Origin of the sequence: Streptacidiphilus sp. P02-A3a, from assembly GCF_014084105.1 — a bacterium.
Lineage (GTDB): Bacteria > Actinomycetota > Actinomycetes > Streptomycetales > Streptomycetaceae > Streptacidiphilus.
The window spans coordinates 2,869,306-2,895,851 of the sequence record NZ_CP048289.1 but is presented as its reverse complement, the minus strand read 5'-3'; the positions used below and the strand labels follow the sequence as shown (position 1 = coordinate 2,895,851).

Sequence of the window (26,546 nt, the reverse complement as noted above, 5' to 3'; positions counted from 1 at the left end):
ACGGCCCCAGATGACCGATTTGGCGTTAGCAGGTAGTTACCTTGACGGCCCGTCAGATCAGGGCACGAGCCCCCGCAGCAGCGCCACGCTGACCCCCTCCAGCGACGCCCGCACGGTGCGTCCCGGAGCCGGTTCGATGGCCGCGACCGAGGGCACCGCGAGCACCCGGCAGCCCGCCGCCTCGCCCGAGCGGACGCCGGTCGGGGCGTCCTCGATCACCACGCAGCGGCCGGGCTCCGCGCCCAGCCGGGCCGCCGCCAGCAGGTACGGGTCGGGGTGCGGCTTGGTGCGCTCCACCTCGTCCCCGGCCACGGTGAAGGCGAAGTGGTGGCTGCCCAGGGTCTCCAGCACCAGGTCGATGATCCGCCGGTGCGAGGCCGAGACCAGGGCGGCCGGGATCCCCTCGGCCGCGAGTTCGGCCAGCAGCTCGGCCGCGCCGGGCCGCAGCGGCACGCCGTGGGCGATCCGCTCCGCGAAGCGGTCGTTGATCATGGTGCCGAGCCGCTCGGCGGTCAGCGCGAGCCCGCTGACCGCGAGCAGGTGGTCCACCACCCGGCTCATCGGACCGCCGACGACGGCCTCCCGGTCGGCGTGGTCCAGCCGGTGGCCGAGCTCGGCGAGCAGCGACAGCTCGGCCTCCCACCACAGGTCCTCGGTGTCAACCAGGGTGCCGTCCATGTCCAGCAGCACGGCCTGCAGCCCGGTGGACTCCCGGTCGAGCGGCACGGCGGAAGCGTATGTGGTCACGGGCGGCCTTCCTGGTCGGGGAATGACCACGATAGGCCGCCCGGCCGCCGCGACCGCGCCGCGCGCGCGGTGTTCACCTCGCGTTGAAGTACTTGGCCTCGGGGTGATGGATCACGATGGCGTCGGTGGACTGCTCCGGGTGGAGCTGGAACTCCTCGGACAGGTGGACGCCGATCCGCTCCGGCTGTAGCAGCTCGGCGATCTTGGCGCGGTCCTCCAGCTCCGGGCAGGCGCCGTAGCCCAGCGAGAAGCGCGCGCCCCGGTACTTCAGCGCGAACATCTCCTTCATCTCCTTCGGGTCCTCGCTGGAGAAGCCCAGCTCGGCCCGGACCCGGGCGTGCCAGTACTCGGCCAGCGCCTCGGCCAGCTGCACCGACAGGCCGTGCAGCTCCAGGTAGTCCCGGTAGGAGTCGGAGGCGAACAGCTCGGCGGCGGCCTCGGAGATCCGGTTGCCCATGGTGACCACCTGGAAGGCGACCACGTCCTTCTCGCCGGAGGACTCGGGACGGAAGAAGTCGGCCAGGCAGAGCCGGCGTCCCCGGCGCTGCCGCGGGAAGCTGAAGCGGGTGCGCTCCTTGCCGTCCTCGTCGAGCACCACCAGGTCGTTGTCCTGGGAGACCGCCGGGTAGTAGCCGTAGACCACGGCGGCCTCCAGCAGACCCTCGGTCTGCAGCCGGTCCAGCCACATCCGCAGCCGGGGCCGCCCCTCGGTCTCCACCAGCTCCTCGTACGACGGGCCGCCGCTGCGCGCCGCCTTCAGCCCCCACTGGCCCTTGAACAGCGCGTCCTCGTCCAGCCAGGAGGCGTACTCGGCGAAGCCGATGCCCTTGACGATCCGGTCGCCCCAGAACGGCGGCACCGGCAGCGGGTTGTCCACGGCCACGTCGGAGCGCTCGGTGCTCTCCTCCGGCTCCTCGACCTCGACCCGGGCGTGGCGGCGCTGCTTGAGCTCGGGCAGCACCGCGCCGGGCACCCCGCGCTTGACCCCGATCAGGGCGTCCATCAGCCGCAGGCCCTCGAAGGCGTCCCGGGCGTAGCGGACCTCGCCCTGGTAGACCTCGTGCAGGTCCTGCTCGACGTAGGCGCGGGTGAGCGCGGCCCCGCCGAGGATCACCGGGAAGTCGGCGGCCATGCCGCGCTGGTTCAGCTCCTCCAGGTTCTCCTTCATGATCACCGTGGACTTCACCAGCAGCCCGGACATCCCGATGACGTCCGCGCGGTGCTCCCGCGCGGCCTCCAGGATCGCCGACACCGGCTGCTTGATGCCGAGGTTGACCACGGTGTAGCCGTTGTTGGACAGGATGATGTCGACCAGGTTCTTGCCGATGTCGTGGACGTCGCCCTTGACCGTGGCCAGCACGATGGTGCCCTTGCCCTCGTCGTCGGACTTCTCCATGTGCGGTTCCAGGTAGGCCACCGCGTTCTTCATCACCTCGGCCGACTGGAGCACGAACGGCAGCTGCATCTGGCCGGAGCCGAACAGCTCGCCGACCGTCTTCATGCCCTCCAGCAGCACCGTGTTGACGATGTCCAGCGCGGGCATGCCGCCGGTCAGCGCCTGGTCCAGGTCCGCCTCCAGGCCCTTGCGCTCACCGTCCACGATCCGCCGCTGCAGCCGCTCCTCCAGCGGCAGCGCCGCCAGCTCCTCGGCCTTCCCGGCGCGCACCGAGGCGGCGCTGACCCCCTCGAACAGCTCCAGGAAGCGCTGGAGCGGGTCGTAGCCCTCCCGGCGGCGGTCGTAGACCAGGTCGAGGGCGACCTCGCGCTGCTCCTCGGGGATCCGCGCGATCGGCAGGATCTTCGCGGCGTGCACGATCGCCGAGTCCAGTCCGGCCTCGCTGCACTCGTGCAGGAAGACCGAGTTCAGCACCATCCGGGCGGCCGGGTTCAGGCCGAAGGAGATGTTGGACAGGCCGAGGGTGGTCTGCACGTCCGGGTGGCGGCGCTTGAGCTCGCGGATCGCCTCGATGGTCTCCAGGCCGTCGCGGCGGGACTCCTCCTGGCCGGTGCCCAGGGTGAACGCCAGGCAGTCGACCAGGATGGAGGACTCGGGGATGCCGAAGCGGGTGCCCAGGTCGGTGATCAGCCGCTCGGCGATGGCGACCTTGGTCTCGGCGGTTCGGGCCTGGCCCTGCTCGTCGATGGTCAGCGCGATCAGCGCGGCGCCGTACTGCCGGGCCAGCGCCGCGATCCGGCCGTAGCGGGAGTCGTCGGCGTCGCCGTCCTCGAAGTTCACCGAGTTCAGCACGGCCCGGCCACCGAGCATCTGCAGCCCGGCCTCCAGCACCGGCGGCTCGGTCGAGTCCAGCACGATCGGCAGGGTGGAGGCGGTGGCGAGCAGGCCCGCCACCTTCCTCATGTCCTCGACGCCGTCGCGGCCGACGTAGTCCACGCACAGGTCGAGCAGGTGCGCGCCCTCGCGGATCTGCTCGCGGGCGATCTCCACACAGGCCTGCCAGTCGGCGGCGAGCATGGCCTCACGGAACTTCTTCGAGCCGTTCGCGTTGGTCCGCTCGCCGATGGCGAGGTAGGAGGTGTCCTGCCGGAACGGCACCGCCTGGTACAGCGAGGACGCCGCCGCCTCGGGCTTCGGGTGGCGCGGCGCCAGCTCCTGGCCGCGCACCCGCTCCACCACCTGCCGCAGGTGCTCGGGGGTGGTCCCGCAGCAGCCGCCGACCAGGCTCAGGCCGTACTCGCGGGTGAACAGCTCGTGCGCGTCGGCCAGCTCGGCCGGGGTCAGCGGGTAGTGCGCGCCGTCCTTGCCGAGCACCGGCAGGCCCGCGTTCGGCATGCAGGACAGGCCGATCCTGGCGTTCTTCGCCAGGTAGCGCATGTGCTCGCCCATCTCCGCCGGGCCGGTCGCGCAGTTCAGCCCGATCAGGTCGATGCCGAGCGGCTCCAGGGCGGTCAGTGCCGCGCCGATCTCCGAGCCCAGCAGCATGGTGCCGGTGGTCTCCACGGTCACCTGGACGATCACCGGCAGGTCCAGACCGGCCTCGCGCAGCGCCTCCTTGCAGCCGAGCGCCGCCGCCTTGGTCTGCAGCAGGTCCTGACTGGTCTCCACCAGCAGCGCGTCGGCGCCGCCCGCGATCAGCCCGGCCGCGTTCTGCCGGAAGCCCTCCTTGAGCACCCCGAACGGCAGGTGCCCCAGCGTCGGCAGCTTCGTCCCCGGGCCGATCGAGCCCAGCACCCAGCGCGGGTGGTCCTCGGTGGCGTACGCGTCGGCGGTCTCGCGGGCGATCCGGGCGCCCGCCTCGGACAGCTCGAAGATCCGCTCCGGGATGTCGTACTCGCCCAGCGCGGCGTGGTTCGCGCCGAAGGTGTTGGTCTCCACGCAGTCGACGCCCACCGCCAGGTACGCCTCGTGCACGCCGCGGACGATGTCGGGGCGGGTCACGCAGAGGATCTCGTTGCACCCCTCCAGCCCCTGGAAGTCGTCCAGCGAGGGGTCCTGGGCCTGCAGCATGGTGCCGGTCGCGCCATCGGCGACCACCACCCGGGTGGCGAGCGCGTGGCGGAGCGCGTCCGCCCGCTCCTGCTGGGACTGAAGGGCGGTCGAGATCATGCTGCTGCTCCCTGGGTGCGACGGCTGTCGACTGCACGCGTCGCGACGCGCGCCCAGCCAGCCTAGTCGCTGCCCCGGCCCGGCGGTGGAGGTGACTACCAGGTGGACAGCGGGGGCCGCGGCCGGACCGCTGCCCACCACGTGCGGTTACTCCCGGACCTGGCGGCATTCTTCGCCGTACGCTGGGCACTTAACCATCCGTGGAACAGCTGGTTCCACGGCAAGCGGAAGGAGGCCCGGGTGGTCGAGCTCGATGACGTGCCCGAGCTCATCGACCCGGTCATGGTGGCCGCGTTCGAGGGCTGGAACGACGCCGGCGACGCCGCGTCGGCGGCGGTGGAGCACCTGGACGAGATCTGGGGCGGAAAGGTCTTCGCCGCGCTCGACGCGGAGGACTACTACGACTTCCAGGTCAACCGTCCGACCGTGTGGATGGAGGGCGGCGTTCGCCGGATCACCTGGCCGACGACCCGGCTGTCGGTGGTCAGGGTGACCGAGCCGCGTACCCGTGACCTGGTGCTGATCCGGGGGATCGAGCCGAGCATGCGGTGGCGGACCTTCTGCCAGGAACTGCTGGGCCTCGCCCACGAGCTGGGCGTGGAGATGGTGGTGATCCTGGGGGCGCTGCTGGGCGACACCCCGCACACCCGCCCGGTGCCGGTCAGCGGGGTCACCTCGGACGGGGACCTGGCCCGCAGCCTGGACCTGGAGGAGAGCCGCTACGAGGGGCCCACCGGCATCGTCGGGGTACTCCAGGAGGCCTGCGCGCACGCGGGCATCCCCACGGTCACCTTCTGGGCGGCGGTGCCGCACTACGTCGCGCAGCCGCCGAACCCGAAGGCGACGCTGGCGCTGCTGAACAAGGTCGAGGACCTGCTGGACGTACGGGTGCCGCTGGGCGAGCTGCCCGACGACTCCCGGGCCTGGCAGCTGGGTGTGGACCAGCTGGCGGCCGAGGACAGCGAGGTCGCCGAGTACGTGCAGCAACTGGAGGAGGCCAAGGACACGGCGGAACTGCCGGAGGCCTCGGGCGAGGCGATCGCCCGCGAGTTCGAGCGCTACCTCAAGCGGCGGGACAACCAGCCGCCGGGGAAGGCCTCCGACGGCGGCGACGCGGCGGAGTGAGCGCGGAGTGAGCGCGGAGTGAGTCAGGTGGGCGCGGACCGGTCGGTCCGCGCCCACTGGTTCGTGTGCGGTGCCCACCGGTTCGGATGAAACGGGTGCGGGCCGGACGGCCGCCCGCCCACCCGGGGCCGACAGGCCGACCGGGTGGTTAACGTTCTGTGAAGATGCCGGGTGGGAAGGGGTCCCACCATGGCGAGATCTGACCTTTTTTCACACTTTCGCCCGGCTGGGCGGCGGCCGGTCGCTGAGAACACGCCAACTCCCTGCTGTGACACTCTCCTCAGCAGGCACATTGTGGGCTTACCGTATGCGTCATGACCTCCCCTCGCCGCTACGACGGGGTCGGCTACTACGCGCCGTCCTTCGCCTCGGAAACCCCGATCTACGACAGCCTCGTCGCTGAGCGGGGAGTTCCGCAGATCGCCCCCATCAACGTGCCGGCGGCACTGCCGCCCGCGTACGACAACGGCTACCGCCCCAGCAGCTTCGGCGGCTACGGCGGCAACCTCCCCGCGCTGCCCGCGCCCCGGCTCGCGCTCGGGCCCGGCCCGAGCAGCCCCGGCTACAGCGCCCCCGGCCAGCCGCAGCCACAGCCCCAGTACGCGGCGCCGCAGTACGGCAATCCGCAGTACCCGGCGCCGCAGTTCGGCGCCCAGCCGTTCACCGCGCCGCAGTACGGCGGCCCGCAGCCGCAGGCGCCGCAGCAGCAGGGCCCGGGGCAGCAGTTCCCGCAGCAGTCCGGACCCGCCCCGGCGTACCAGCGGCCGGTCGCGCCGCTGCGGCCGGTGCAGTACCAGGAGCAGTACCCGCAGCAGTACCCGCAGCAGCAGCGAGGCGGGTACCAGCAGGGACGCTGAACGTCCGGGGGGACGGACAAGGTCATCGAGGGCCGACCGGCGACACGCCGGTCGGCCCTCACGCATATCCGCGACGGTGAACACCGAAGCCGTTCGAACGAACGATCGGCTGCTGGCATCATGGGCGTATGCCCACCGTCACCGGCCTCCGGATCCATCCCGTCAAGTCCCTGGCCGCGCTGCCGGTACCGCAGGCCCTGGTGGAGCCCTGGGGGCTGGCCGGGGACCGGCGCTGGATGCTGGTGGACGACCAGGGCGAGCTGGTGTCCCAGCGGCAGCTGCCGCGCCTGGGGCAGCTGCGGGCCGTCCCGGCCGACGCCGGGCGTCCGGGCTCGCTGCTGGTGCACGCCCCGGACGGGCGGTCGCTGCTGGTCGAGCCGCCGGACGGGCCGCACCGGAAGGTCACCCTGTTCGGGGATCCGCTGGAGACGCTGGACGCGACGGCGGAGGCCTCCGCCTGGTTCAGCGCCCGGCTCGGCGCCGAACTGCGGCTGGTCCACCTGGACGACGCCTCCCGCCGCCCGAGCCCGCACCTGGTCAGCCTGGCCGACGGCTACCCGGTGAACCTGGCCGCCACCGCCTCGCTGGCCGCGCTGAACGAACTGGTCGCCGCCGGGCACCCGGGCGACCCGGTGAAGGGCGCGGCCGTGCCGATGACCCGGTTCCGGCCCAACATCGTGGTCGACGGTACCGAGCCCTGGGCGGAGACCGGCTGGCAGCGGGTGCGGATCGGCGAGGTCGAGTTCCGGGTGGCCGAGCAGTGCGGGCGCTGCGTGATGACCACCCTGGACCAGGACACCGGCGAGCGGCGCGGCCCGGAGCCGCTGCGGGCGCTGGGGCGGCACCGCAAGTTCGGCCGGACCCTCGGCTTCGCGATGCAGTTGCTGCCCGTGGGCCCGTTGGGCACGCTCCGGGTGGGTGATCCGGTGACCGTGCTGGAGCAGGGACCGCCGCCGCAGCCGGAGAAACGGTACGGCTGACCATTTTCCACGCAACTTTTCCACTTTCCAGCACGGTTGACGGTGTGTCAGGAAGTCTTGGGAACGGGCGGCGACCGAATCGGCGTCCCGCTCGTTGTAACCGGTGAGGGCAGGGGTGCGGTGCGGAACCCAGTACCGTTGGGCGGGGCGAGGAAGTCGGCGGCCGCGGTGTCCCGGGGGTCCGGGGGTCGTCCTCCGGGAAATGGGAGCACCATGGGAGCAGGCGTAGTGCGGGTGACCCTGGACGGGGCCTCCCGGTGGCGGCGGCGGTCCGGGGAGTACCCGACCATGGCCGAGGCCATGGCCGCCGCCGAGGTCGGTGACACGGTGACCATAGGACCCGGGGTCTACCGCGAGAACGTGGTCGTCGACAAGGCGGTGACGGTGCGGGCCGCCGAGGGCCCCGGGACGGTCCGGATCGAGCCGGCGTTCGGCGTCGCGCTGACCCTGCTGGCCACCGCCGCCGTGCACGACCTGGTGGTCGAGTGCCATGACGGCTCGGCCCCGGCGGTACTGGTGGCCGGGGGCGAGCCGGAGCTGTCGGACTGCCGGATCACCACCCGCTCCTCGGTCGGCATCGAGGTGCGCGGCGACACCCGTCCGGTGGTCCGGCGCTGCTCCGTCGACAACGCGGGCGGCCTGGGCGTGCGGGTGGCCGAGGCGGCGGCGGCCCACTTCGACGAATGCGAGGTCCTGGCCGCCGGGCAGGCGGGTCTGGTGGTACGCGCCGGCGCCACCGCCCGCTTCGACCGCTGCCGGGTGCACCACACCTCCGGGGCGGCGCTGGTGCTGACCGGCCCGGGCACCGAGGTGGACGCGCTGGACTGCGAGTTCTACGAGGTCAACGGCAACGGCGTGCAGGCCGAGGACCGGGCCGTGGGCCGCCTGACCGGCTGCACCGTGCACCGGGTCAGCGACAACGGCCTGGCCCTGGACACCGAGGCGGTGCTGGAGCTGACCGGCTGCCGGATCCACGACATCCCGGAGAACGGCGCGGACCTGCGCGGACGCTCGGTGCTCCGGCTCCGGGACAGCGGCCTGCGCTCCTTCGCCCGCAACGGCCTGTCGGTCTGGGACCCGCAGACCCGGGTCGAGGCGGTCGGCTGCGAGATCCGCGACAGCACCGGCGACTACCCCGCGGTGTGGATCAGCGACGGCGCCTCGGCGCAGCTCACCGGCTGCCGGGTGCACGACGTCCCGGACGCGCTGTTCGTGCTCGACCAGGGCTCCTCGGCGGAGGCCGTGGACTGCTCGTTCAGCCAGGTCAGGAACACCGCGGTCTCGGTCAGCGACGGCGCGACGGTGCGGCTGGACCAGGTGCGGGTGCAGGACGCCAACACCGGCCTGTGGTTCCGCGACCACGGCAGCGGCGGCCTGCTGACCGGCCTTGAGGTGGCCGACGTGGCGACCGGGGTGATCGTGACCAAGGGCGCCGACCCGGTGCTGCGCCGGTGCGTGGTGCGGGGCAGCGGCGAGGCCGCGGTCTACGTGTCGGCCGGGGGCCGGGGCAGCTTCGAGGAGTGCGTGGCCACCCACGGCAAGGGCTTCGGCTTCCATGTGATCGACGGCTGCCGGACGGTGCTGACCCGCTGCCGCGCCGAGCAGAACGCCCGTGGCGGCTTCGAGTTCGCCGAGCCGGGACCGGTCGTCGACGGCTGCGTCTCGGACGACGCCAAGCCCGCCGCCGCCCCCGAACCGGTCCGGGCGACCACCGCCGCGGCCTGGCGGGACGCCGCGCCGCCCGCCCCGCCCTCGGTGCCGCAGGCCCGGCGGGAGTCCCTGGTAGAGGCCGGGGCCCCGGCCGCGCGGCCGCAGATCGCGCCGCTGCCGGAATGCCGTCCGGCCGAGGAGTCGCTGGCCGAACTGGACTCGCTGATCGGCCTGGAGACGGTCAAGCAGGAGGTGCGCACGCTGATCGACCTGATCTCGGTCGGCCGCCGCCGCCAGCAGGCCGGTCTCAAGGCCCCCTCGCTCCGCCGCCACCTGGTCTTCACCGGCTCCCCCGGCACCGGCAAGACCACGGTCGCCCGGCTCTACGGCGAGATCCTGGCCGCGCTCGGCGTGCTCCAGCGCGGCCACCTGGTCGAGGTGGCCCGGCTCGACCTGGTCGGCGAGCACATCGGTGCGACCGCGCAGCGCACCTGGGAGGTGTTCCAGCGCTCGCTCGGCGGGGTGCTGTTCATCGACGAGGCGTACGCGCTGGCCCCGGAGGACGGCGGCCGGGACTTCGGCCGGGAGGCCATCGACACGCTGGTGAAGCTGATGGAGGACCACCGGGACGACGTGGTGGTCATCGTGGCCGGTTACACCACCGAGATGGAGCGCTTCCTGGCGTCCAACCCCGGTGTGGCGTCCCGTTTCTCACGGACCGTCACCTTCTCCGACTACTCCGCCGCGGAGCTGGTCGAGATCACCCGGAGGCAGGCCGCCGAGCAGGAGTACGCGCTGTCGCCGGAGACCGTGGCCGCGCTGCTCGGGTACTTCGCGGTGCTGCCCAAGGGGCCCTCCTTCGGCAACGGGCGCACCGCCCGCCAGGTCTTCGAGACCATGGTCGAGCGGCACGCCGTCCGGCTGGCGCAGCTCCAGGAGGTGACCACCGAGCAGCTGCAACTGCTGCTGCCGGAGGACCTGCCGACCGCCACCGGCGCTACAACTGCCGCAGCAGCAGCTCGCGTTCCGACCTGAAGCGCGGGTCGTCGCGGTAGTTGAAGTGCCCCTGGACCGGGATCGGCAGCGGGTGCGACCGGTCCCGGTCGTAGGCCAGCGGGTCCACCAGCGGCGGCGCGTCCACGGCCAGTGCCCCGGCCGGGACCGGCACCCGGACCGGGCCGCCGATCGGGTCGGTGACCCGGAACAGGTTCCGCCAGCAGGGCGCGTCCTGGTGCAGCTGCCACAGGTCGGCGTCGCCCATGTACGCCGGGAAGAACCGCCCGTACAGGCGGCGCAGCGGGCAGCCGTAGGTCAGCAGCGCGACCCGGGCGCGGGTCGGCGGGTCGAGCTGCCAGACCGCGGCGGCGGCCAGCACCGTGCCCTGGGAGTGCGCGGAGAGCACCAGCTTGCGGTCCTGGTCCCCGGCCAGCCAGGTGCGGATCCGCCAGTCCAGGTCGGGGACGGCGCGCTCGGCGTAGCAGGGGGGCGCGAAGGGGTGGGCCGCGCGCGGCCAGAAGGTGCCGATGTCCCAGAGCACGCCGACGCTGCGGCGGGTCGCGGCGTTCTTGTAGACCCGCTTGCCCAACGCGATCAGCGCCAGCAGGAAACCGCAGACCAGCCAGCCGCCGACGGACTGCAGGGCGGTGACGGCGTAGGCGATCACCGTGGGGGCGTGCGCGGCGGCGAGCGCCGGGGTGCGCCCGTCGGCGAGCGCTCCCGCCAGTGCCGCCGAGGCCAGCAGGAAGGCCAGCGCGGCGAGCGAGCCGACCAGCAGCGGGGCGCTGTCCAGCATCCGGGCCTTGGCCAGGGCCCCGGCTATCTGCCCGGTACGGCTGCCGCGGTGCCCGGGGGCCACCGCGTAGGCGGCGTCGACCTGCGGTTCCAGGGTCCGCTTGTGCCGCCGCATCCGGGTCAGCAGCACCCCGAGCGGGGCCAGCAGCAGCAGCGCCAGCACCGGCAGCCCGGTGCTGTGCCAGGTCAGCAGCTGGGGTGGTCCGGCCAGGGTCAGGCCGAGGGTGCCCTTGCCCATCAGCCACTCGGCCGTCCAGACCACGGTTCCGGCGGTGAACAGGTTGCCCAGGCCGATGCCGAGCATCGCGGTGACCGGTCCGCCGAGGCCGCCCAGGGCCGGTCCGCTGGGTCCGCCGAAGGCCTCGTCACCGCCGGGTACCGGCCGGCCGGGGCCGGGAACGGCCAGCGGCTCCGCGGTCGGCAGGGCCGCGGCGGGCGCCGCCGCGGCCCGGGGCGGTGCCGCCGCGGCCCGGCGCAGCGTCAGCGCGAGCGCGCCGAGCAGCAGCACCAGCAGCAGTTGCAGCAGGCAGAGCACGTCGAACACGCCGCCGCTCCCGGGCAGCCGCCCGGCCGAACGCCAGCCGTCGCGGGCCCAGGCGGCGTCCAGCAGCACCAGGCCGAGCAGGGCCAGCGCCGCCCAGTGCAGGCAGCGCATCGGCAGCGAGTCGGGGCGGTCGTCCTGCTCGGTCTCCCGGCGGCTGCTGCCCGCGAGCGCGGTGAGCACCCCGGCGGCCAGCGCCAGCAGCAGCGCCAGCAGCGTCCAGTCGACCACCCGGGCCGGGCCGCCGGTGCCCCGGTCCCGGCTCAGCACCGGCAGCAGCACCGCCAGCGAGACGGTCAGCAGTCCGGCCGCGACATGGATCACCCGCAACCTGCGGACCAGCCGCATCCCGTACCAGAAGCCCGGCATCTGCATCGGCGGTACGTCGGTGCGGCGGCCGGTGGCGGCCGGGCGCTGCGCCTCGTAGCTGGTCCAGGTGCGCTGCGAGATCCGCCACAGCGCGGCGACCAGGGCCAGCGGCAGCAGCGCGGCCAGGGCCAGCCGACGTCCCGGCCGGCCCCACCAACCACCGTGCGCGGCCGAGGCGAAGCCGAGCCAGGAGTGCTGCGCGGCGCAGCCCGCCGTCCCGGCGCACTGCCAGGCCAGCAGGTCCAGCGCGGCCTCGCAGACGCAGCCGGTGAGCAGCACGGTCAGGCTGACCGCGATCAGCCGCACCACCAGGTCGTAGCCGCGCTGGGCGGCGGCGGTGCGGGGTGCGGCGGGACGCATCCAGTGGGCGAGGTTGGTCAGCATGAACGGGAGCAGCAGCAGCCACAGCGCCCGACCGCCCGATCCGGAGGTCAGCCCGCCCCAGGAGTACGCCTCCTCGACCGTGCCCGGCTGCTGCTCGGTGCCGCCCTGGCCGCCGTTGACCCGCTCGGCGTCGCGGTCGGGCCAGCGGCGGTAGGTCCCGGCGACGGCGTCGCCGGTGAGTTGGACGATGTGCGGATCCTCCAGCATGACCTGCGGTGTGGTCCCGCCGACGCCGTGGACCAGGAGTTCCAACGCCAGCGCGGTGGTCGCCGCCGCCCCCTCCGGCCGTGCGGTACTGCCCGGCCCCCTCCCGCCGTCACTGCTCTCCGGCATCGCCGCCCCCTCCGTGCCCCGTGTCCGTGCCTGTTCTGGCCGCATGCGATTTTGCGCCAGACGCATGTTCTCGCGTTCTCTGGGTAACCGCACCGGACTCGGCATGGTCTGTGTCCGGGCGGCATGCGAGGATGACGGCAAGCGGTGGTCAGCGGTGGGAAGGCAGGCAGCGGGCGCGTGGCCGAGAACAGCAATCTTCTGGCCGAGCAGCGGCGTGCCGTGATCCTCGACGAGGTGCGGCGGCGCGGGGGCGTGCGGGTCAACGAGTTGACCCGGCGGTTGAACGTCTCCGACATGACGGTGCGTCGGGACCTGGACGCGCTGGCGCGGCAGGGCATGGTGGAGAAGGTCCACGGCGGTGCGGTCCCGGTGCTGGAGGCCAGCACCCACGAGCCGGGGTTCGAGGCCAAGTCGGCGCTCGAACTGACCGCCAAGGAGGACATCGCCCGGGAGGCGGCGCGGCTGGTCGCTCCCGGCAGCGCGGTGGCCCTCTCCGGCGGGACCACGACCTACGCGCTGGCGCACCACCTGGTGCAGGTCGAGGGCCTGACCGTGGTGACCAACTCGGTGCGCGTGGCCGATGTGTTCGAGCACGCGCTGCGGCACGGCGGCACCGGCGCGCAGGCGGCGACGGTGGTGCTCACCGGCGGTGTCCGGACGCCCTCGGACTCGCTGGTCGGCCCGATCGCGGACCGGGCGATCCGCTCGCTCCACTTCGACCTGCTGTTCCTCGGCTCGCACGGGATCTCGCTGGAGGCCGGCCTGTCCACGCCGAACCTGGCCGAGGCGGAGACCAACCGCAGCTTCGTGGCCTCGGCCCGGCGGGTGGTGGCGGTCGCCGACCACACCAAGTGGGGCACCGTGGGCCTGTCCACCTTCGCCTCGCTGAGCGAGGTGGACACCCTGGTGACCGACGCGGGGCTGCCGCTGGAGATCCGCACGGCGGTGGCGGAGCAGGTCCGCTCGGTGATCGTGGCCGGGGTCGGGGAAGGGGCCCAGGGCGGCCTCCAGAGCGGCGCCGAGGACTGACCGCAGCACGGCTGACAGCTCGTCAACTACACTGTGCGGCATGGCGAATCACCTGCGTCCAGCGGGCGTTGAGCTGCTGCGGCTGGCACCGACCCGGCTGGTGTTCACCGCTCGGCTGCGCAGCCCGTGCGAGGCCGTGTTCCACGAGCTGACCGACGACGCGGCGACCACCCCGCTGTGGTTCCGCGAGGTCCGCACCGCCGGGTACACCGGCCCACCGCCGTACGGGGTGGGGGCGGGCCGGGCGGTGACCCTGCGCGGGGGCGTGCGCTTCGTCGAGCAGGTGCTGGTCTGGCGGGAGCCCGAGCGCTTCGTCTACCGGGTCGAGTCGGCCACGCTGCCGGGGGTGCGGGCGTGGATGGAGGAGTGGCTGCTCGCGCCGTCGGCCGACGGCGGCACGGTGCTGCGGTTCACCATCGCGCTGGAGGCGGCCCCGGCGCTGCGCGCGGCGGTGCGGCTGTCCCGGCCGGGCATCGCCCGGGCCGTGCGCCGCGCCACCGCCCTGCTCGACACCCGCAGCGCCCCGCCCGGCTGACCCGGGCGGGGCGCCGTCCGGGTCCCGTGCCGCCGGATCCCGTGCCGCCGGGTCCCGTGCCGCCGGGTCCCGTCCGGTGCGGGTCAGTCGGGCGGGGCGGGCATCCGGCCGGAGCTCACCACGCTCCGCCGGCCAGGAACTTCCCGATCGCGGCGGCGTGCGGTGCGATGTCGATGCCCTGCTCCGCCAGCCAGGCGTCGGAGTAGTACTTGTCCAGGTAGCGGTCGCCCGGGTCGCAGATCAGGGTGACCACGCTGCCGCGCTCCCCCGCCGCGCGCATCTCGGAGACGATCTTGAACGCGCTCCACAGCCCGGTCCCGGTGGAGCCGCCGGGCTTGCGGCCGATCGCCCCCTCCAGGGCCCGGGCGGCGGCGATCGAGGCGGCGTCCGGGACCTTCATCATCCGGTCGATCGCGCCGGGGATGAAGCTCGGCTCCATCCGGGGGCGGCCGATGCCCTCGATCCGCGAGCCCCGCTCGCAGGTCACCGAGGGGTCGGCGGCGACCCAGCCGTCGAAGAACACCGAGTTCTCCGGGTCGGCGACGCAGATCCGGGTGTCCGCCTGGATGTAGTGGACGTAGCGGGCGAGGGTGGCCGAGGTGCCGCCGGTACCGGCGGTCGCCACGATCCAGGCCGGGACCGGGTGCCGTTCCAGCCGCAGCTGCGCGTAGATCGACTCGGCGATGTTGTTGTTGCCGCGCCAGTCCGTCGCCCGTTCGGCGTAGGTGAACTGATCCATGTAGTGGCCGCCGGATTCCTCGGCCAGCCGGGCGGACACCTCGTACAGCGTCCTGGTGTCGTCGACCAGGTGGCAGGTGCCGCCCTGGGCCTCGATCAGGGCGATCTTCTCGCAGCTGGTGGTGCGCGGCATGACCGCGATGAACGGCACCCCGACCAGCTTGGCGAAGTAGGCCTCGGAGACCGCCGTGGAGCCGCTGGAGGCCTCGACCACCGGGCGTCCGGGGCGGATCCAGCCGTTGCACAGGGCGTACAGGAACAGCGACCGGGCGAGCCGGTGCTTGAGGCTGCCGGTGGGGTGGGTGGACTCGTCCTTGAGGTAGAGGTCGACCCCCCAGTCCTCGGGCAGCGGGAAGCGCAGCAGATGGGTGTCCGCGGACCGGTTGGCGTCGGCCTGGACCTTCCGGACCGCCTCTTTCAGCCAGGCCCGGTATTTGGCGTCGCTGCGGTCCACATCCATGGTCGTCATCTGTGCGTTCTTCTCTTTCTATGGTTCTGGACGCCTCGCCCCCTGCGCATCGTAGCCGTAGCCCCGCGGCACCAGGGTCGCGCCAAAACCTTGGAATATGCCATACGGGACCTCCTGTTCCACAACTCCTCGTGTTCGAGCGGTTACGCTGGCAGAGTCCGGAGTGCAGCATGGTTCCGGACCACCCGAACGTCGCAAACCCCTGTCCCCCGACATGGGAGGAGCCGACTGGTGCTGTCAGATCCTGGAAAGCACTACGAACTGCGCATAGTCGCGGAACCCAAGCGGTTCGCCGCCGTCCGCAAGATCATCCAGGCGCATCTGCGCCACTGGGAGTTGTCCGAGCTGGTGGCGTCCGCCCAGCTCGGGGTGACCGAACTGCTCGGCAACGTGCATCGCCACGTCGGCCCCGGCCAGGAGTGCCGGGTCCGGATGGAGGCGTACCCGGACGGGCTGCGGCTCGGCGTGTACGACCCGAGCCCGGTGCTCCCCGAGCTGCACCAGCCCGACGTCGAGGACCTGAGCGGGCGCGGTCTGGCCCTGGTCGCGGCGCTGAGCAAGGAGTGGGGCGCGGAGCCGGAGGGCGACGGCAAGATCGTCTGGTTCGCCCTGCAGACCGCGCTGGTGCTCGATCCGGAACCGGCCGGGGCGGAGCCCGAACAGACGCCGCCGCCGACCCCGGTCCCGATCGCGGTCACGCTACCGGAACCGGAACCGGCACTGGAGCCGCAGCCCCTGGCGGGTGTCGGCGCGAGTCAGGACTTCGGCGCGGCCGCCTCGGTGGCGGCGGACTCGTCACTGCTCGCGGTGAGCAGGTCGTAGCGCTGGCGGTACTCGAACTCGTCGATCTCGCCGTCGGCGTACTTGCGGTTCAGTGTCTCGACCGGGGTCGGCGCACCGGCCATGCCGTACCAGCCGGGCCTGCGGCCCGGCCCGGCGGCGGGTCGGCGGCCGCCGCCGCGACCGAAGCCGAAGCGGCGCCGCAGCACGTTGCGGACGATGATGCCGATGGTGATCCAGAACACCGGCACCAGCAGGATCCACGGGCCGGGGCCGCCGTTCCACGGTGACGCCAGAAGGGTTGCGTGCATCTCGGGCTCCTAGGTCGCTCGCCGCGTCCCTCGCGGCTTGGACCGTCCGGTGCGTGTCGGTCGGTCCCAGTACCGAGAATCGCTCGCCGAGGGGTGCCCGGTCGTCGTGCCGGGGCCGACACCGGGACTGCTCCCCAGGGAGTACCCGGCGGCCGCCCCGGCTACTTCGCCGGGGTCCCCGGGCTGCCCAGCCCCTCCAACGGGTCGGCCAGCACCGGCGCCCAGGCGAGCTCGGCCGCGCCCGCGAGCTCGGGCCGCTCCAGCGCGGCCGGGAGGATCTCGATCTCACCGCAGCGCCCCCAGTGCGAGCGGTGCGCGACCACGCTCGGCAGCCGGGCGGGCGCGGCCGCCAGCAGGGCGCTGTGGAACGCCCCGAGCACCACCCGGTCCGGGTTGAGGATGTTGATGACGCCCGCGATGCCCAGGCCGAGCCGGTACACCACGTGGTCGATGGCGTCGCGGGCGCGCGCGTCCCCGGCCGCCGCGTCGGCGAAGACCGCGCGGGTCTGGTCGAGCGTGGGACGCCCGTCGGGCTCGCGCCCGGCGGCGGCCAGCAGCGCGGGCGGGTCGGCCTCGACGTCCAGGCAGCCCCGATTGCCGCAGGGGCAGCGGCGGCCGTTCGGATCGACCGTCAGCTGTCCGACCTCCAGCGCCAGCCCGGCGCTGCCGGTGTGCAGGCGGCCGTCCACCACCAGCGCGCCACCGACGCCCCGGTGGCCGGAGGTGACGTAGAGCAGGTGCCGGGCACCGCGCCCGGCCCCGTGCCGGTGCTCGGCCAGCGCGGCCAGGTTGGCGTCGTTGGCGACGTCGACCGGCAGCGGCAACCCGCCCTCGGCCGCCGTCTGTTCGAGCAACTCGCCGACCGGGGTGCCGAGCGGCCAGTCCAGGTACATGGCGGCCACGGCGGTGCGGTCGGGCAGCGCCACCGGCGTGGGCACGGCCAGGCCGAGGCCGACACAGCGGCGCGGGTCGGCGGCGACCTGCCGGGCGGCCTCGGCGACCACCGCCCGCAGCACCCGGACCGGGGTCGGGCTGTGCGGCAGCGGCAGGTCCACCGGCTCGCCGAGCCGCCCGCCGAGCCCGGCCAGGGCGACGGTGAAGCCGTCCGCGTGGATCTGGGCGGCGGCCACGACCGGGCCTGACGGGTCGACAGCGAGCCGGTGCGAGGGTCTGCCCCGGGTCCCCCCGGCGGGCCGGGCGTCGACGGTGATCAGCCCCAGCGCCTCCAGCTCGCCGGTGATCGCCCCGGCGGTGGCCCGGGTGACGCCGAGGGCGCCGGTGAGCACGGAACGCGTGGGGGCCGCCCCACTGTGGATGAGGGCGAGCGCGGGCCCGAGGGCCGCGCGTCCCCGGTCGGGACTTGTCTGGGTACGCTGCACACTCCTATTCTGACTTTGTGCCGCAAATAAACAAAGCAGCCATCGCCGTCAGCCCCGCCTCCGCCTCCCCGCAGTCGTCCGAATGGCCCATCGCCCGGATGATCATCACCGCCTTCTTCGCCCTCGACGGCTTCGTCTTCGCCGGCTGGGTCGTGCGCATCCCCGCCGTCAAGGCCGACGTCCACGCCTCCGCCGGAGTGCTGGGGCTCGCGCTGCTCTGCGTCTCGGCCGGGGCCGTCCTGACCATGGGCCCGGTCGGCCGGCTCTGCATCCGCTACGGCAACCACCGGGTCACCGTGGCCGCCGCGGTCGTGCTCTGCGGCAGCGTGGCGCTGCCCGCGCAGGTGCACTCGGCGGCCGGGCTGAGCGCGGTGCTGCTGATCTTCGGCACCGGCTTCGGCGGCCTGAACGTCGCCCTCAACAGCGCGGCGGTGGACCTGATCGCGGTGATCCGACGGCCGGTCATGGCCTCCTTCCACGCCGCGTACAGCCTCGGCGGACTGCTCGGCGCGACCCTGGGCGGACTGCTGGCCACCCAGCTCTCGGCGGCGGCGCACCTGGGGCTGATGGCGGGCCTCGGGCTGGCCGCCACCGCGGCGCTGGCGGTACCGCTGCTGCGGCACCACGTGCCGCCCGCGCCCCGCCCGACCGAGGACGGCGCCGGGGCCGACCCGACGGCCGGGACCGCCGGAGCCGCGGCGCGTGGGCCGATGCTGCTGGTGCTGCTGTTCGGCCTGGTCGCGCTCTGCGACGCCTACGGCGAGGGGGCGCTGGCCGACTGGGGCACCCTGCACCTGACCGCGGACGTGCACGCCTCCGCCTCGGTCGCCGCCGCGGGCTTCGCCGCCTACTCGCTGGCGATGACGGCGGGACGGCTGAGCGGCACCCGGCTGATCGAACGCTTTGGCCCGACCCGGATCATGGTCAGCGGCTCGGCCGTGGCCACCGTCGGGATGCTGGTCGCCGCGCTCAGCCCCTGGCTGCCCGCCGTCCTGGCCGGGTTCCTGCTGGTGGGCCTCGGGCTGGCGAACATCTTCCCGCTGGCGATCAACGGCGCGGGCACGCTGAACGGGCCGAAGGGCGTGGCCACCGCGTCCATCCTGGGCTACGGCGGGATGGTCCTCGGGCCGCCGCTGATCGGCTTCCTGGCCCAACTGATCGGGCTGCCCCAGGCGCTGCTGTCGGTGGCGCTGCTGGCCGCGCTCTCCGGCGTCGCCGCCCTGGCCGTCCGCCGCGCGGCGGCCTGACCCAGGCTGCCCGCGCCCGCCCGGCGTCCGGGCCGAGTGACCCGGTGTTCCGGCCCGGTTCAGCCGACCGGGTCGGGGCGGGTGCCGTCCGAGTCCTCCTCCTTGGGCGGGCGCAGGTCCCACCCGATCAGTGCCACCAGTTCCTCATGGGTGATCCCCGGCGGGATGGGCTTGGGCGCGATCGTCCGCATCGGCGGCTGCCAGCCCTGCTCCGGGGTGTACCGGCGGACGATCCGCGCGGGCGCGCCCGCGACCACGCTGTGGTCCGGGACCACGCCCCGGACCACGGCGTTCGCCGCCACCACCACGTTGCGGCCGATGGTGGCGCCGGGCAGGATCACCGCGCCGGTGCCGATCCAGCTGCCGGAGCCGATGGAGACCGCCTCGTTGCGCGGCCACTGCTTGCCGATCGGCAGATCCGGATCGTCGTAGGAGTGGTTCTCGTCGGTGACATAGACGCCGGGGCCGGTCCACACGTCGTCGCCGAAGGTGATCGAGTGGTGGCCGACGATGTGGCTGTCACGGCCGATCACGCAGCCGCCGCCGATCCGGATCACCGGCTCGGGGCCGAGGTCGAGACCGGGCAGGAACCCGGCGGACATGGAGACGCCCTCGCCGATGATGCAGTAGGGCCCGAGGTGGATCCACTGCTCGTTGAAGACCGAGCCGAGCGGGAAGGTCAACCGGGTGCACTCGCCGATCGCGCCGAAGCGCAGCCGTCCGGGCCGCTCGGCGCTGACCGAGCCCGCCTCCTGCACCCACTGCCAGCCCCGGTGGACCAGCGTCGTGGCTGCGCGGCGGGCCCGCTGCCGGGCGGCGGCACGGATCTTCTCGGCGAACGGCATCGGCATGCGGACACGTTAACGCGCCCGAGCGGGACCGGCGCCGCCGGGTTACCGACCGGTACCGCGCTTGCTCGCCCCACCGATCCCACGACCTCCCACGAGTCCCGCGCGTCCTAGCCGCCCGGTGTGCCCGCTATCGGCTCCAGCGCGGCGAGCAGCGGCAGCCACTCCGCCCGCGGGCAGCGCAGCGGCACCTCGGCCCGGTCGACCCACTCGGCCGCGCCGCACTCGGTGCCCGGCGGCGGGCTGGTCGGAGCCCCCGGGCGGTCCAGCCGGACCGTGTAGAAGGCCATGTAGGCCCGCTCCGGATAGGCGTAGTCGGCGGGCCGACCCTCCAGCAGGGTGATCCGCTGCCCGCCGAACAGCGCCAGCCGCTCGGCGGGCACCACCAGACCGGTCTCCTCGGTGAGTTCGCGGGCCGCCGCCGCGACCACGCCCTCCCCCGGATCCACGTGCCCGCCGGGCACCCCCCACCCGCGCCCCGGCAGGTCCACCCTGGTCAGCAGCATCCGGTCGGCGCTGTCCAGCGCGATCACGAAAGCCGTGGTGACCTCGTAGCCCGGCGGCAGTTCGGAGCCGAGCAGCAGGTCCATCCGGTGCGGCGGACGGACCCAGGGCACGGTCAGGGTGTGGAGCACGGTGGAGGCCATGGCTCGGATCCTTCCAGGCAGGGCGGGCCGCCCAAGGGCGGGCGCCGACGGCGGAGTTGCGGCAGCACGGCAGGGCGGACCGACACGTCCGCGGCCGGTCCGGGTGCGCACTGGACACGCTAGACGAGGGCACTGACAATCCGACCCAAGAGCCCCTGGTGAAACCGGGGCCTGCGCCCCGGACCTGCCCGAACAGCCATATTGGCATGCCCAGGAGACCGGTTCGCCTGTATGTTCTTCCCGTACTGGGCAACTGCTGTTGACCACTCAGACCGCCGACGGGGCAAGCCCCCTGAGGCGGCATCGCAGTGGCCGCCGGGGGGACGGCACGGCAGTGGCCCGGTGCGGTCCCTGGCCTCGGCGGACGCCAGGGGCAAGCGGCGGGGGCCGCTGCCGTATCCACGGCAGCGGCCCCCGTTCTGCTGCTCACCCACCGGTACCACCGGGTGACCGGCCGGCGGTCAGTACCGCCCGCCCTGCCACGGTACGGCCTCGTCGGCCGCCTCGGGCACCACCTCGGCGACGACCTGGGCGATGATCCCGGCGACGATCTCGGCCCGCACCCTCGTGGCCACGACCCCCGGATCCACCCCCGCGCCGCACAGGATCGTGACCGCCCGACAGGACGGATCGGCGGCCAGCTGCGCCAGCAGGTCCAGCGCGTCCGCCTCCTGGCCGGTCCTGGCCAGCGCCACCCGGGACGCCTGCTCCAGCGCGTCTCCGGCGGAGCGGCTCCAGCGCAGCCGGTTGCGCTCCTGCGCCCGGTGCGTCCCGGCGCCCTCGCCGGATCTCCACTCGCGGCCGAACCCGATGCTGCGCTGGGCCAGATAGGCCATCAGCCGGGTGGACTGCGCCTGCTGCGGCGCGGTCAGCCCCAGGGCGCGGTCGTCCGATTCCAGCAGGGCGTGCAGCAGGTGGCCGGTGTCCACTTCGGCGTCACCGGCCCGCAGCGCCCGTCGGCGGGCGCCTGCGGCGATTCGGCTGAGGCTGCCGGAAGCGGCGGCCTGCCTGCGGTCGGGTTCACGCAGGTCCGGTTGGTACAGGTCTGAGTACACGTGATCCACCACATCGTCAGGGACGGGGAGGGATGCGGATGCAGAAAAACGATGAGATCCAAAGGAACTGACGGCCTGTCGGTCCGCCGTTCCCGGTAGTCTGCTGCGCTCGGTGAGCGGCAGTCAACCCACAGATACGATCTTCCCACCGTGCACTTCGGCCAACCTGCCCCCGCCACCCCCGCTCGACCGACCCCCATACCGTCAACCAGGCGGAATGCGGTCCCGATCGGCCCCTGCGCCATGATTCGCCACCCCGCGCACAGGCGCGCCGCGCAGCGTGCGGCGGGCCTGTGCGCCCCTGGCTGGCGGCCGGTTCCCGACCACCTGGCTCAGCTCTCCTCGGCGAGGATGAGGTAGAGCCGCTTGCGGGCGTCCGCGAGCACCGCGAGCGCCTTGGCCCGCTGCTCGGGGGTGCCGGTCACGACCACCTGCCGCAGTGCGTCGCGCACCGCGCCCTCGGCCACGCCGAACTCGCGCACGATACCCCACTGCTCGCCCTGGCCGGCCTCCTCCCAGGGGGCCTCCGGGCCGCTCTCGGCCTCGGCGCGGCCGGTCTCGGTGAGGCTGAACAGCCGCTTGCCGCCGGTCTCCTCACTGCTGATCAATCCCTCCTCCTCCAGCATCTGGAGGGTGGGGTAGACCGAACCGGGGCTGGGCCGCCAGCTGCCGCCGGAGCGCTCCGCGATCTCGCGGATCATCTCGTAGCCGTGCATCGGCCGGTCCTTGAGCAGGGCCAGCAGCGAGGCGCGCACGTCGCCGCGCCGCGCCCGGCCGCCGTGTCGGCCACCACGGCCGCGCATGCCGCCGCCGTGACCGAAGGGCCCGAAGCCGGGCCCGAACGGGCCGGGGCCGAAGCCCCCACGGTCCGGCGGCCCGAAGCCGCCGAACGCCTCCCGGTACTCAGGGCGGGGGCCATGGCCCCGATGCCCACGTTCTCCGCGCCGCCCACGACCGGAGGGGTCGGGCTGCGCTGCGTCAAAGGGGATTCCCGATCGCATGATGTTCGTCCTTTCAAGACGGTTTCCACGGGACAACGACTGTCCCGATGGCTCAACGATATATCGGAACAGCTCGTTCGACAACCCCTTCCGACTGTCGGGCGATCCCGCCCCCCTTTCGGGCGAGTTTTTTGTTGCGTGCATGTCAGGCAAGGGACCGACCGCCCCCGCCCGCAGGCCGGGACCGCAGTCGGACGGTGGCGCGCAGGTCAGGTCAAGGCAGGGCAGGTCAGGTCAGGTCGGGAGCCAGCTGACGTGGCCGGCCAGGAGCACGTAGCCGACGAAGGCCACCGAGTCGATCAGGGTGTGCGCCGTCGCCAGCGGCGCCACCCGGCGCCAGCGCCGGTACAGCCAGCAGAAGATGAGCCCCATCACGACGTTGCCGACGAAGCCGCCCACGCCCTGGTACAGGTGGTACGAGCCGCGCAGCAGGGCGCTGGCGATCACCGTCGCCCGCCAGGACCAGCCGAGCTGCTGGAGCCTTCGGGTCAGGTAGCCGACCACGATGACCTCCTCGACCACCGCGTTCTGCGCGGCCGAGAGGATCAGCACCGGGATCCGCCACCACACGTCGGGCAGCGAGCTGGGGACCACGGTCAGGTTGGCCCCCAGGGCGTGCGCGCCCAGGTAGAGGGCCAGGCCGGAGCCGCCGATCCCGGCGGCGACCAGCAGCCCCCGGGAGAAGTCGAATCCGGGGCGGGTCAGGTCGAAGCCGAGCTGCCGTATCGAGGAGCCCTCGCGCAGCAGCAGATAGCCGACCAGGGCCACCGGGACCAGCGCGGTGCCGATGTTGAACAGCTGGAACGCCAGGTCGAACCAGGGGCGGCCGGGCGCGAGCGAGCCGTTGAGGTTGGCCGTCTGCGACTTCAGCGAGGTGGGCGCGGTCACCGACCTGGCGAAGTCGATATAGGCGTACAGCGCGCTTGCCCCCAGGGACAGCCCGAGGACGATCAGCGTCTCCTGTCCGAGCAGGCGGCGGCTGAGCCCGGCCGCGGCCGGAACGGTTTCGGTGGTGGTCACGACGGTGTCTCCCACGCGGGCGCTATGTTCGGACGATCATCGCACAGCACCCTGTGAGCCCGGCCTCAGCGCACCGGCCAGCTGTGCACCGGCTCGCCCTCCCGCATCAGCTCCATGTAGCGGCGGGTCATGTCGGCCAGCGCCGACGCCCGGTCCAGGCCCAGCCGCTCGCGCCGGTCGTGGAACGCGGCGCTCTGCCAGGCCGCCCCGTTCATGTTGCGCACGCAGCGCTGCTCGATGATGCCCAGGTAGCGGTCCCGGTCGTGCGGCTCCACACCCCAGGCGTCCAGGCCCCGGTAGGCCAGCGGCAGCAGCTCGTCCAGCACCAGCTCGCGGACCGGGACCCGGGCCACCCCGCCGCCGCCGCGCACGGCGGGGCCGCGGGCGCCCAGCCGCCCGGGCCGCGGCCACCACAGCTCCGCGTCCAGACCGTGCCGGGCGGCCAGGTGGAAGTTCTCGGCGGCGAGCGCGAACGGCAGCCGGGTCCACACCGGGCGGCTCTGCTCCGCGAGCGCCCGGACCAGGCCGTAGTAGAAGGCGGCGTTGGCGAGGGTGTCCACCACCGTCGGTCCGGCGGGCAGCGAGCGGTTCTCCACCCGCAGGTGCGGCACGCCCCCGGCGATGTCGTAGATCGGCCGGTTCCACCGGTAGATGGTCCCGTTGTGCAGCCGCAGTTCGCGCAGCCGCGGGACGCCCCCGGCCGCGAGCACCAGCAGCGGGTCCTCGTCGTCGCAGATCGGCAGCAGCGAGGGGAAGTAGCGGACGTTCTCCTCGAAGAGGTCGGTCACCGAGTCGATCCAGCGTTCGCCGAACCAGGTGATCGGCCGCACGCCCTGCGCCTTCAGCTCGTCCGGCCGGGTGTCGCAGGCCTGCTCGAACAGGATGCACCGGGTCTCCCGCCACAGTTCCCGCCCGAACAGGAAGGGTGAGTTGGCGCCGAGCGCCAGCTGCGGGCCGGTCAGTGCCTGGGCGGCGTTCCAGACCCCGGCGAAGCGGTCCGGGGTCACCTGCAGGTGCAGTTGCAGCGAGGTGCACGCGGCCTCGGGAACGACCGACGCGGAGTCCATCCGCAGCCGTTCGACGCCGTCGATGTCGAGCGTGATGTTCTCGCCGCGCGCCGCCAGGATCCGGTCGTTGAGCAGCTGGTAGCGGTCCCCCGGGGAGAGGTTGTCCAGGACCGCGTCACCCGGGGCGAGCGTCGGCAGGATGCCGACGGTGACCAGGCGCGCGCCCACCTCGGCGGCCTTGCGGTCGGCGTAGCGCAGCCCGGTGTCGATCTCCTCGCGCAGTTCCTCGAAGACCCGCCCGTCCAGCGGGTGCGGGGCGATGTTGACCTCGACGTTGAAGCGGCCCAGCTCGGTCTGGAAGTCACCGCTGGCGATGGACTCCAGCACCGGTTCGTTGAGCATGACCGGGCGGCCGGAGTCGTCCGCGAGGTTGAGTTCGATCTCCAGGCCCATGACGGCGCGCGGTCGGTCGAACCGCTGCTCCGCGAGCATCCGCCCGAGCGCCTCCAGGCACTGGCGTAGTTTGCGGCGGTACTGCTGCCGATCGGCGAGCTCGGCACTGCTCGCAACGACCTTCTCCCCCATGGGCGCCTGCCTCCCTCGGTCAGCACGGCCCGCCCGGGCCGGCCCCGCCAGTGCAGCATGCCCAGCCCCGGAGATCGATATCCCGGCGCCTGGCATGTGCCAACTCACCCCTGCGCCTACGAACAGTCCGAAATATCCCTTGCGGCCGCATACCGACAGTAGTAGAAGAGTCACGCATCGCATTTGTTCGGTTACACTCGCAAGCAGGTACGAGAGGCACCGCCCGCGGGCCCCCACGCCCGCGTGGCTGGGTCCGGCTGTCCGCAGCGGCTGGCCCGGGCGCCCCCGAACCCCCTCCGCTCTCACCGCGTCATCCCAGGCCAGTGGCGTCCGCCCCCAGCGCCGCCGGTGCCTGAGCACGTTCCCGCACCGCCTGTCTCTGCCATGAGAGGCGAACACATGACCCTGTCGCTCCCCCAGCCCCCCGCTGCCGCCCTGCGCGCCGTCCTCACCGCCCTGGACTCCCCGTCCGCCGTCTGCGCCGGACGGGGCTCGGCCACGCGGCAGCGAAGCGGGCAGCTCGTGCCCGCGCTCCCGCTCCCGGTCCACCTGCTCGACGCGGAGGCGACCGCGTCCGCGCGCGGCACCGCCACGGGGATGCTCAACGGCGCCAGGCGAACCGGCTGGCGTTTCCTGATCCTGGACGGCGACGAGGTCGTCGCCGCCGCCGAGACCCGGGAGACGGCCGAGGGGGAGCACGTCTTCGCGCACTTCGCGGAGGGGCCCTACCCGTTGTCCACCAAGCGGGCGCTGCACCAGGCCCGGGCGCACACCACCAGCTCGCCCACGCCGTTCCTGCCGCGCCTGCTGTCGGTGCCGGGCCGCTACATGACGGCGCTGTGGCTGCACCCGGTGCTGGACCCGGCCCACGGTCGCGACCTGCTGATCCCGCTGGCCCCGGCCCCGCTCGGCGTGACCGCGCACGTCCCGTACGACGCCGGGCACCTGCTGGCGCCGCTGTCGAACGGCAACGGGAGCCTGCTGACCGCCGCGAGCTGACGCCAGGGGGCCACGGCGGCGAAAGGGATCCAGCAGCGAGAAGGACCAGTTGGGCGCGCCCGAACCGACCATGCACCAGGTGGTCACTTCGGGTGCGCCCGCGTCACGCCCGACGCCAAACGGGTGATCCCTGCCGTGAACTCGTGATGCATGTCACCAAATGGCTGCGCAAGCGTCGCCGGACACCGACACTGGAAGAGTGCGGGGGGCCTCAGCCTCTACCCGATACGGGGGCGGTTCACACCTCCGTCAGCGGACCGCGCGGTGATCGCAACTCCGAATCGAGGGTACGCGCATGTGCCAGCACCGTCCCGTCTGCCCGTCTGCCGACTCGCCGGACCGTGAGGCCGCCGTCGTGGTGGCCGGCCACCCCGAGCAGGGCTGGAGCCTGCTGTGCAACGGGGTCCTGATGTTCGAGGACAGCGGCGAGATCCTGCCCGACGGCCGGGTGATCGCCCCGCACCGGCCGCTGGCCACGGCAGCCTGACCAGACCCGCAACCGAGCCCGACCCTCCCCAGCGGAAAGCAGGCACCACCGCCGACCACACCACCGC

Annotated in this window: 22 protein-coding genes; 10 read left to right on the top strand and 12 right to left on the bottom strand. The window is 73.3% G+C overall.

Features of this window, described 5'->3' with window-relative positions; genetic code table 11:
- Positions 1-57: 57 nt before the first annotated feature.
- Together GXP74_RS13105 and metH are read right to left on the bottom strand one after the other, a co-directional pair.
- Entirely contained in the window at positions 58-747 is a 690-nt protein-coding gene (locus GXP74_RS13105; protein ID WP_225447897.1) for an HAD family phosphatase, read from the bottom strand.
- 73 nt (positions 748-820) lie between these two features.
- Positions 821-4,312, bottom strand: coding sequence for a methionine synthase (gene metH / locus GXP74_RS13100; RefSeq protein WP_182451662.1), 3,492 nt, complete (start codon positions 4,310-4,312; stop codon positions 821-823).
- Between the two features lie 240 nt (positions 4,313-4,552).
- On the opposite strand from metH, the gene GXP74_RS13095 reads away from it, so the two are divergent.
- The 4 genes from GXP74_RS13095 (at position 4,553) to GXP74_RS13080 (ending at position 9,959) form a co-directional block, all read left to right on the top strand.
- Entirely contained in the window at positions 4,553-5,437 is an 885-nt protein-coding gene (locus GXP74_RS13095) for a PAC2 family protein (RefSeq protein ID WP_182451661.1), read from the top strand.
- A 314-nt stretch (positions 5,438-5,751) separates the two neighbouring features.
- A complete protein-coding gene (locus tag GXP74_RS13090) occupies positions 5,752-6,294 on the top strand; it encodes a DUF6643 family protein (protein ID WP_182451660.1) in 543 nt (180 codons plus the stop codon).
- A 128-nt stretch (positions 6,295-6,422) separates the two neighbouring features.
- Complete coding sequence (locus GXP74_RS13085; RefSeq protein ID WP_182451659.1) at positions 6,423-7,274, top strand: MOSC domain-containing protein; 852 nt, start codon at positions 6,423-6,425, stop codon at positions 7,272-7,274.
- 213 nt (positions 7,275-7,487) lie between these two features.
- Positions 7,488-9,959, top strand: coding sequence for a right-handed parallel beta-helix repeat-containing protein (locus GXP74_RS13080; protein ID WP_182451658.1), 2,472 nt, complete (start codon positions 7,488-7,490; stop codon positions 9,957-9,959).
- On the opposite strand, the gene GXP74_RS13075 is transcribed toward GXP74_RS13080, so the two are convergent.
- A complete protein-coding gene (locus tag GXP74_RS13075; protein ID WP_182451657.1) occupies positions 9,922-12,342 on the bottom strand; it encodes a hypothetical protein in 2,421 nt (806 codons plus the stop codon). The genes GXP74_RS13080 and GXP74_RS13075 overlap by 38 nt on opposite strands.
- Before the next feature lie 177 nt (positions 12,343-12,519).
- Here GXP74_RS13075 and GXP74_RS13070 point away from each other — a divergent pair, with 177 nt between their 5' ends.
- The gene (locus tag GXP74_RS13070) at positions 12,520-13,371 is read left to right on the top strand and encodes a DeoR/GlpR family DNA-binding transcription regulator (protein WP_182451656.1); all 852 of its coding nucleotides are present in this window, start codon (positions 12,520-12,522) and stop codon (positions 13,369-13,371) included.
- A 40-nt stretch (positions 13,372-13,411) separates the two neighbouring features.
- On the top strand, positions 13,412-13,906 hold the full coding sequence (locus GXP74_RS13065; RefSeq protein ID WP_182451655.1) for an SRPBCC family protein: 495 nt from the start codon (positions 13,412-13,414) through the stop codon (positions 13,904-13,906).
- A 115-nt stretch (positions 13,907-14,021) separates the two neighbouring features.
- Here the strand turns inward: GXP74_RS13065 and GXP74_RS13060 are convergent, their stop codons facing one another.
- Complete coding sequence (locus tag GXP74_RS13060; protein ID WP_182451654.1) at positions 14,022-15,113, bottom strand: PLP-dependent cysteine synthase family protein; 1,092 nt, start codon at positions 15,111-15,113, stop codon at positions 14,022-14,024.
- 231 nt (positions 15,114-15,344) lie between these two features.
- Here GXP74_RS13060 and GXP74_RS13055 point away from each other — a divergent pair, with 231 nt between their 5' ends.
- Positions 15,345-15,935, top strand: coding sequence for an ATP-binding protein (locus GXP74_RS13055; RefSeq protein ID WP_182451653.1), 591 nt, complete (start codon positions 15,345-15,347; stop codon positions 15,933-15,935).
- Here the strand turns inward: GXP74_RS13055 and GXP74_RS13050 are convergent.
- Entirely contained in the window at positions 15,869-16,204 is a 336-nt protein-coding gene (locus tag GXP74_RS13050) for an SHOCT domain-containing protein (protein ID WP_182451652.1), read from the bottom strand. The two genes, GXP74_RS13055 and GXP74_RS13050, sit on opposite strands and share 67 nt — an antisense overlap.
- 161 nt (positions 16,205-16,365) lie before the next feature.
- Positions 16,366-17,583 carry an ROK family protein gene (locus GXP74_RS13045; RefSeq protein WP_182451651.1) on the bottom strand — a complete coding sequence of 406 codons (1,218 nt, stop codon included), beginning with the start codon at positions 17,581-17,583 and terminating at the stop codon, positions 16,366-16,368.
- Positions 17,584-17,600: 17 nt separating this feature from the next.
- On the opposite strand from GXP74_RS13045, the gene GXP74_RS13040 reads away from it, so the two are divergent.
- Positions 17,601-18,830 carry an MFS transporter gene (locus GXP74_RS13040; RefSeq protein ID WP_370468417.1) on the top strand — a complete coding sequence of 410 codons (1,230 nt, stop codon included), beginning with the start codon at positions 17,601-17,603 and terminating at the stop codon, positions 18,828-18,830.
- A 59-nt stretch (positions 18,831-18,889) separates the two neighbouring features.
- On the opposite strand, the gene GXP74_RS13035 is transcribed toward GXP74_RS13040, so the two are convergent.
- The 6 genes from GXP74_RS13035 to GXP74_RS13010 all read right to left on the bottom strand — a co-directional run bounded on the left by GXP74_RS13035 (position 18,890) and on the right by GXP74_RS13010 (position 24,993).
- Positions 18,890-19,675, bottom strand: a complete 786-nt coding sequence (locus GXP74_RS13035; RefSeq protein ID WP_182456405.1) for a DapH/DapD/GlmU-related protein — start codon at positions 19,673-19,675, stop codon at positions 18,890-18,892.
- Between the two features lie 113 nt (positions 19,676-19,788).
- Positions 19,789-20,325, bottom strand: a complete 537-nt coding sequence (locus tag GXP74_RS13030; protein ID WP_182451650.1) for an NUDIX hydrolase — start codon at positions 20,323-20,325, stop codon at positions 19,789-19,791.
- 461 nt (positions 20,326-20,786) lie between these two features.
- Positions 20,787-21,380: a Clp protease N-terminal domain-containing protein gene (locus tag GXP74_RS13025; RefSeq protein ID WP_182451649.1), complete on the bottom strand. Its 594-nt coding sequence runs from the start codon at positions 21,378-21,380 to the stop codon at positions 20,787-20,789.
- 332 nt (positions 21,381-21,712) lie between these two features.
- Positions 21,713-22,381: a PadR family transcriptional regulator gene (locus GXP74_RS13020; RefSeq protein ID WP_182451648.1), complete on the bottom strand. Its 669-nt coding sequence runs from the start codon at positions 22,379-22,381 to the stop codon at positions 21,713-21,715.
- A gap of 234 nt (positions 22,382-22,615) precedes the next feature.
- Entirely contained in the window at positions 22,616-23,401 is a 786-nt protein-coding gene (locus GXP74_RS13015; protein WP_182451647.1) for a CPBP family intramembrane glutamic endopeptidase, read from the bottom strand.
- A 65-nt stretch (positions 23,402-23,466) separates the two neighbouring features.
- Complete coding sequence (locus tag GXP74_RS13010; RefSeq protein ID WP_182451646.1) at positions 23,467-24,993, bottom strand: glutamate--cysteine ligase; 1,527 nt, start codon at positions 24,991-24,993, stop codon at positions 23,467-23,469.
- 399 nt (positions 24,994-25,392) lie between these two features.
- On the opposite strand from GXP74_RS13010, the gene GXP74_RS13005 reads away from it, so the two are divergent.
- Positions 25,393-25,992: a hypothetical protein gene (locus tag GXP74_RS13005; protein ID WP_182451645.1), complete on the top strand. Its 600-nt coding sequence runs from the start codon at positions 25,393-25,395 to the stop codon at positions 25,990-25,992.
- 295 nt (positions 25,993-26,287) lie between these two features.
- The gene (locus GXP74_RS13000; RefSeq protein WP_182451644.1) at positions 26,288-26,479 is read left to right on the top strand and encodes a DUF5999 family protein; all 192 of its coding nucleotides are present in this window, start codon (positions 26,288-26,290) and stop codon (positions 26,477-26,479) included.
- Positions 26,480-26,546 lie beyond the last annotated feature (67 nt).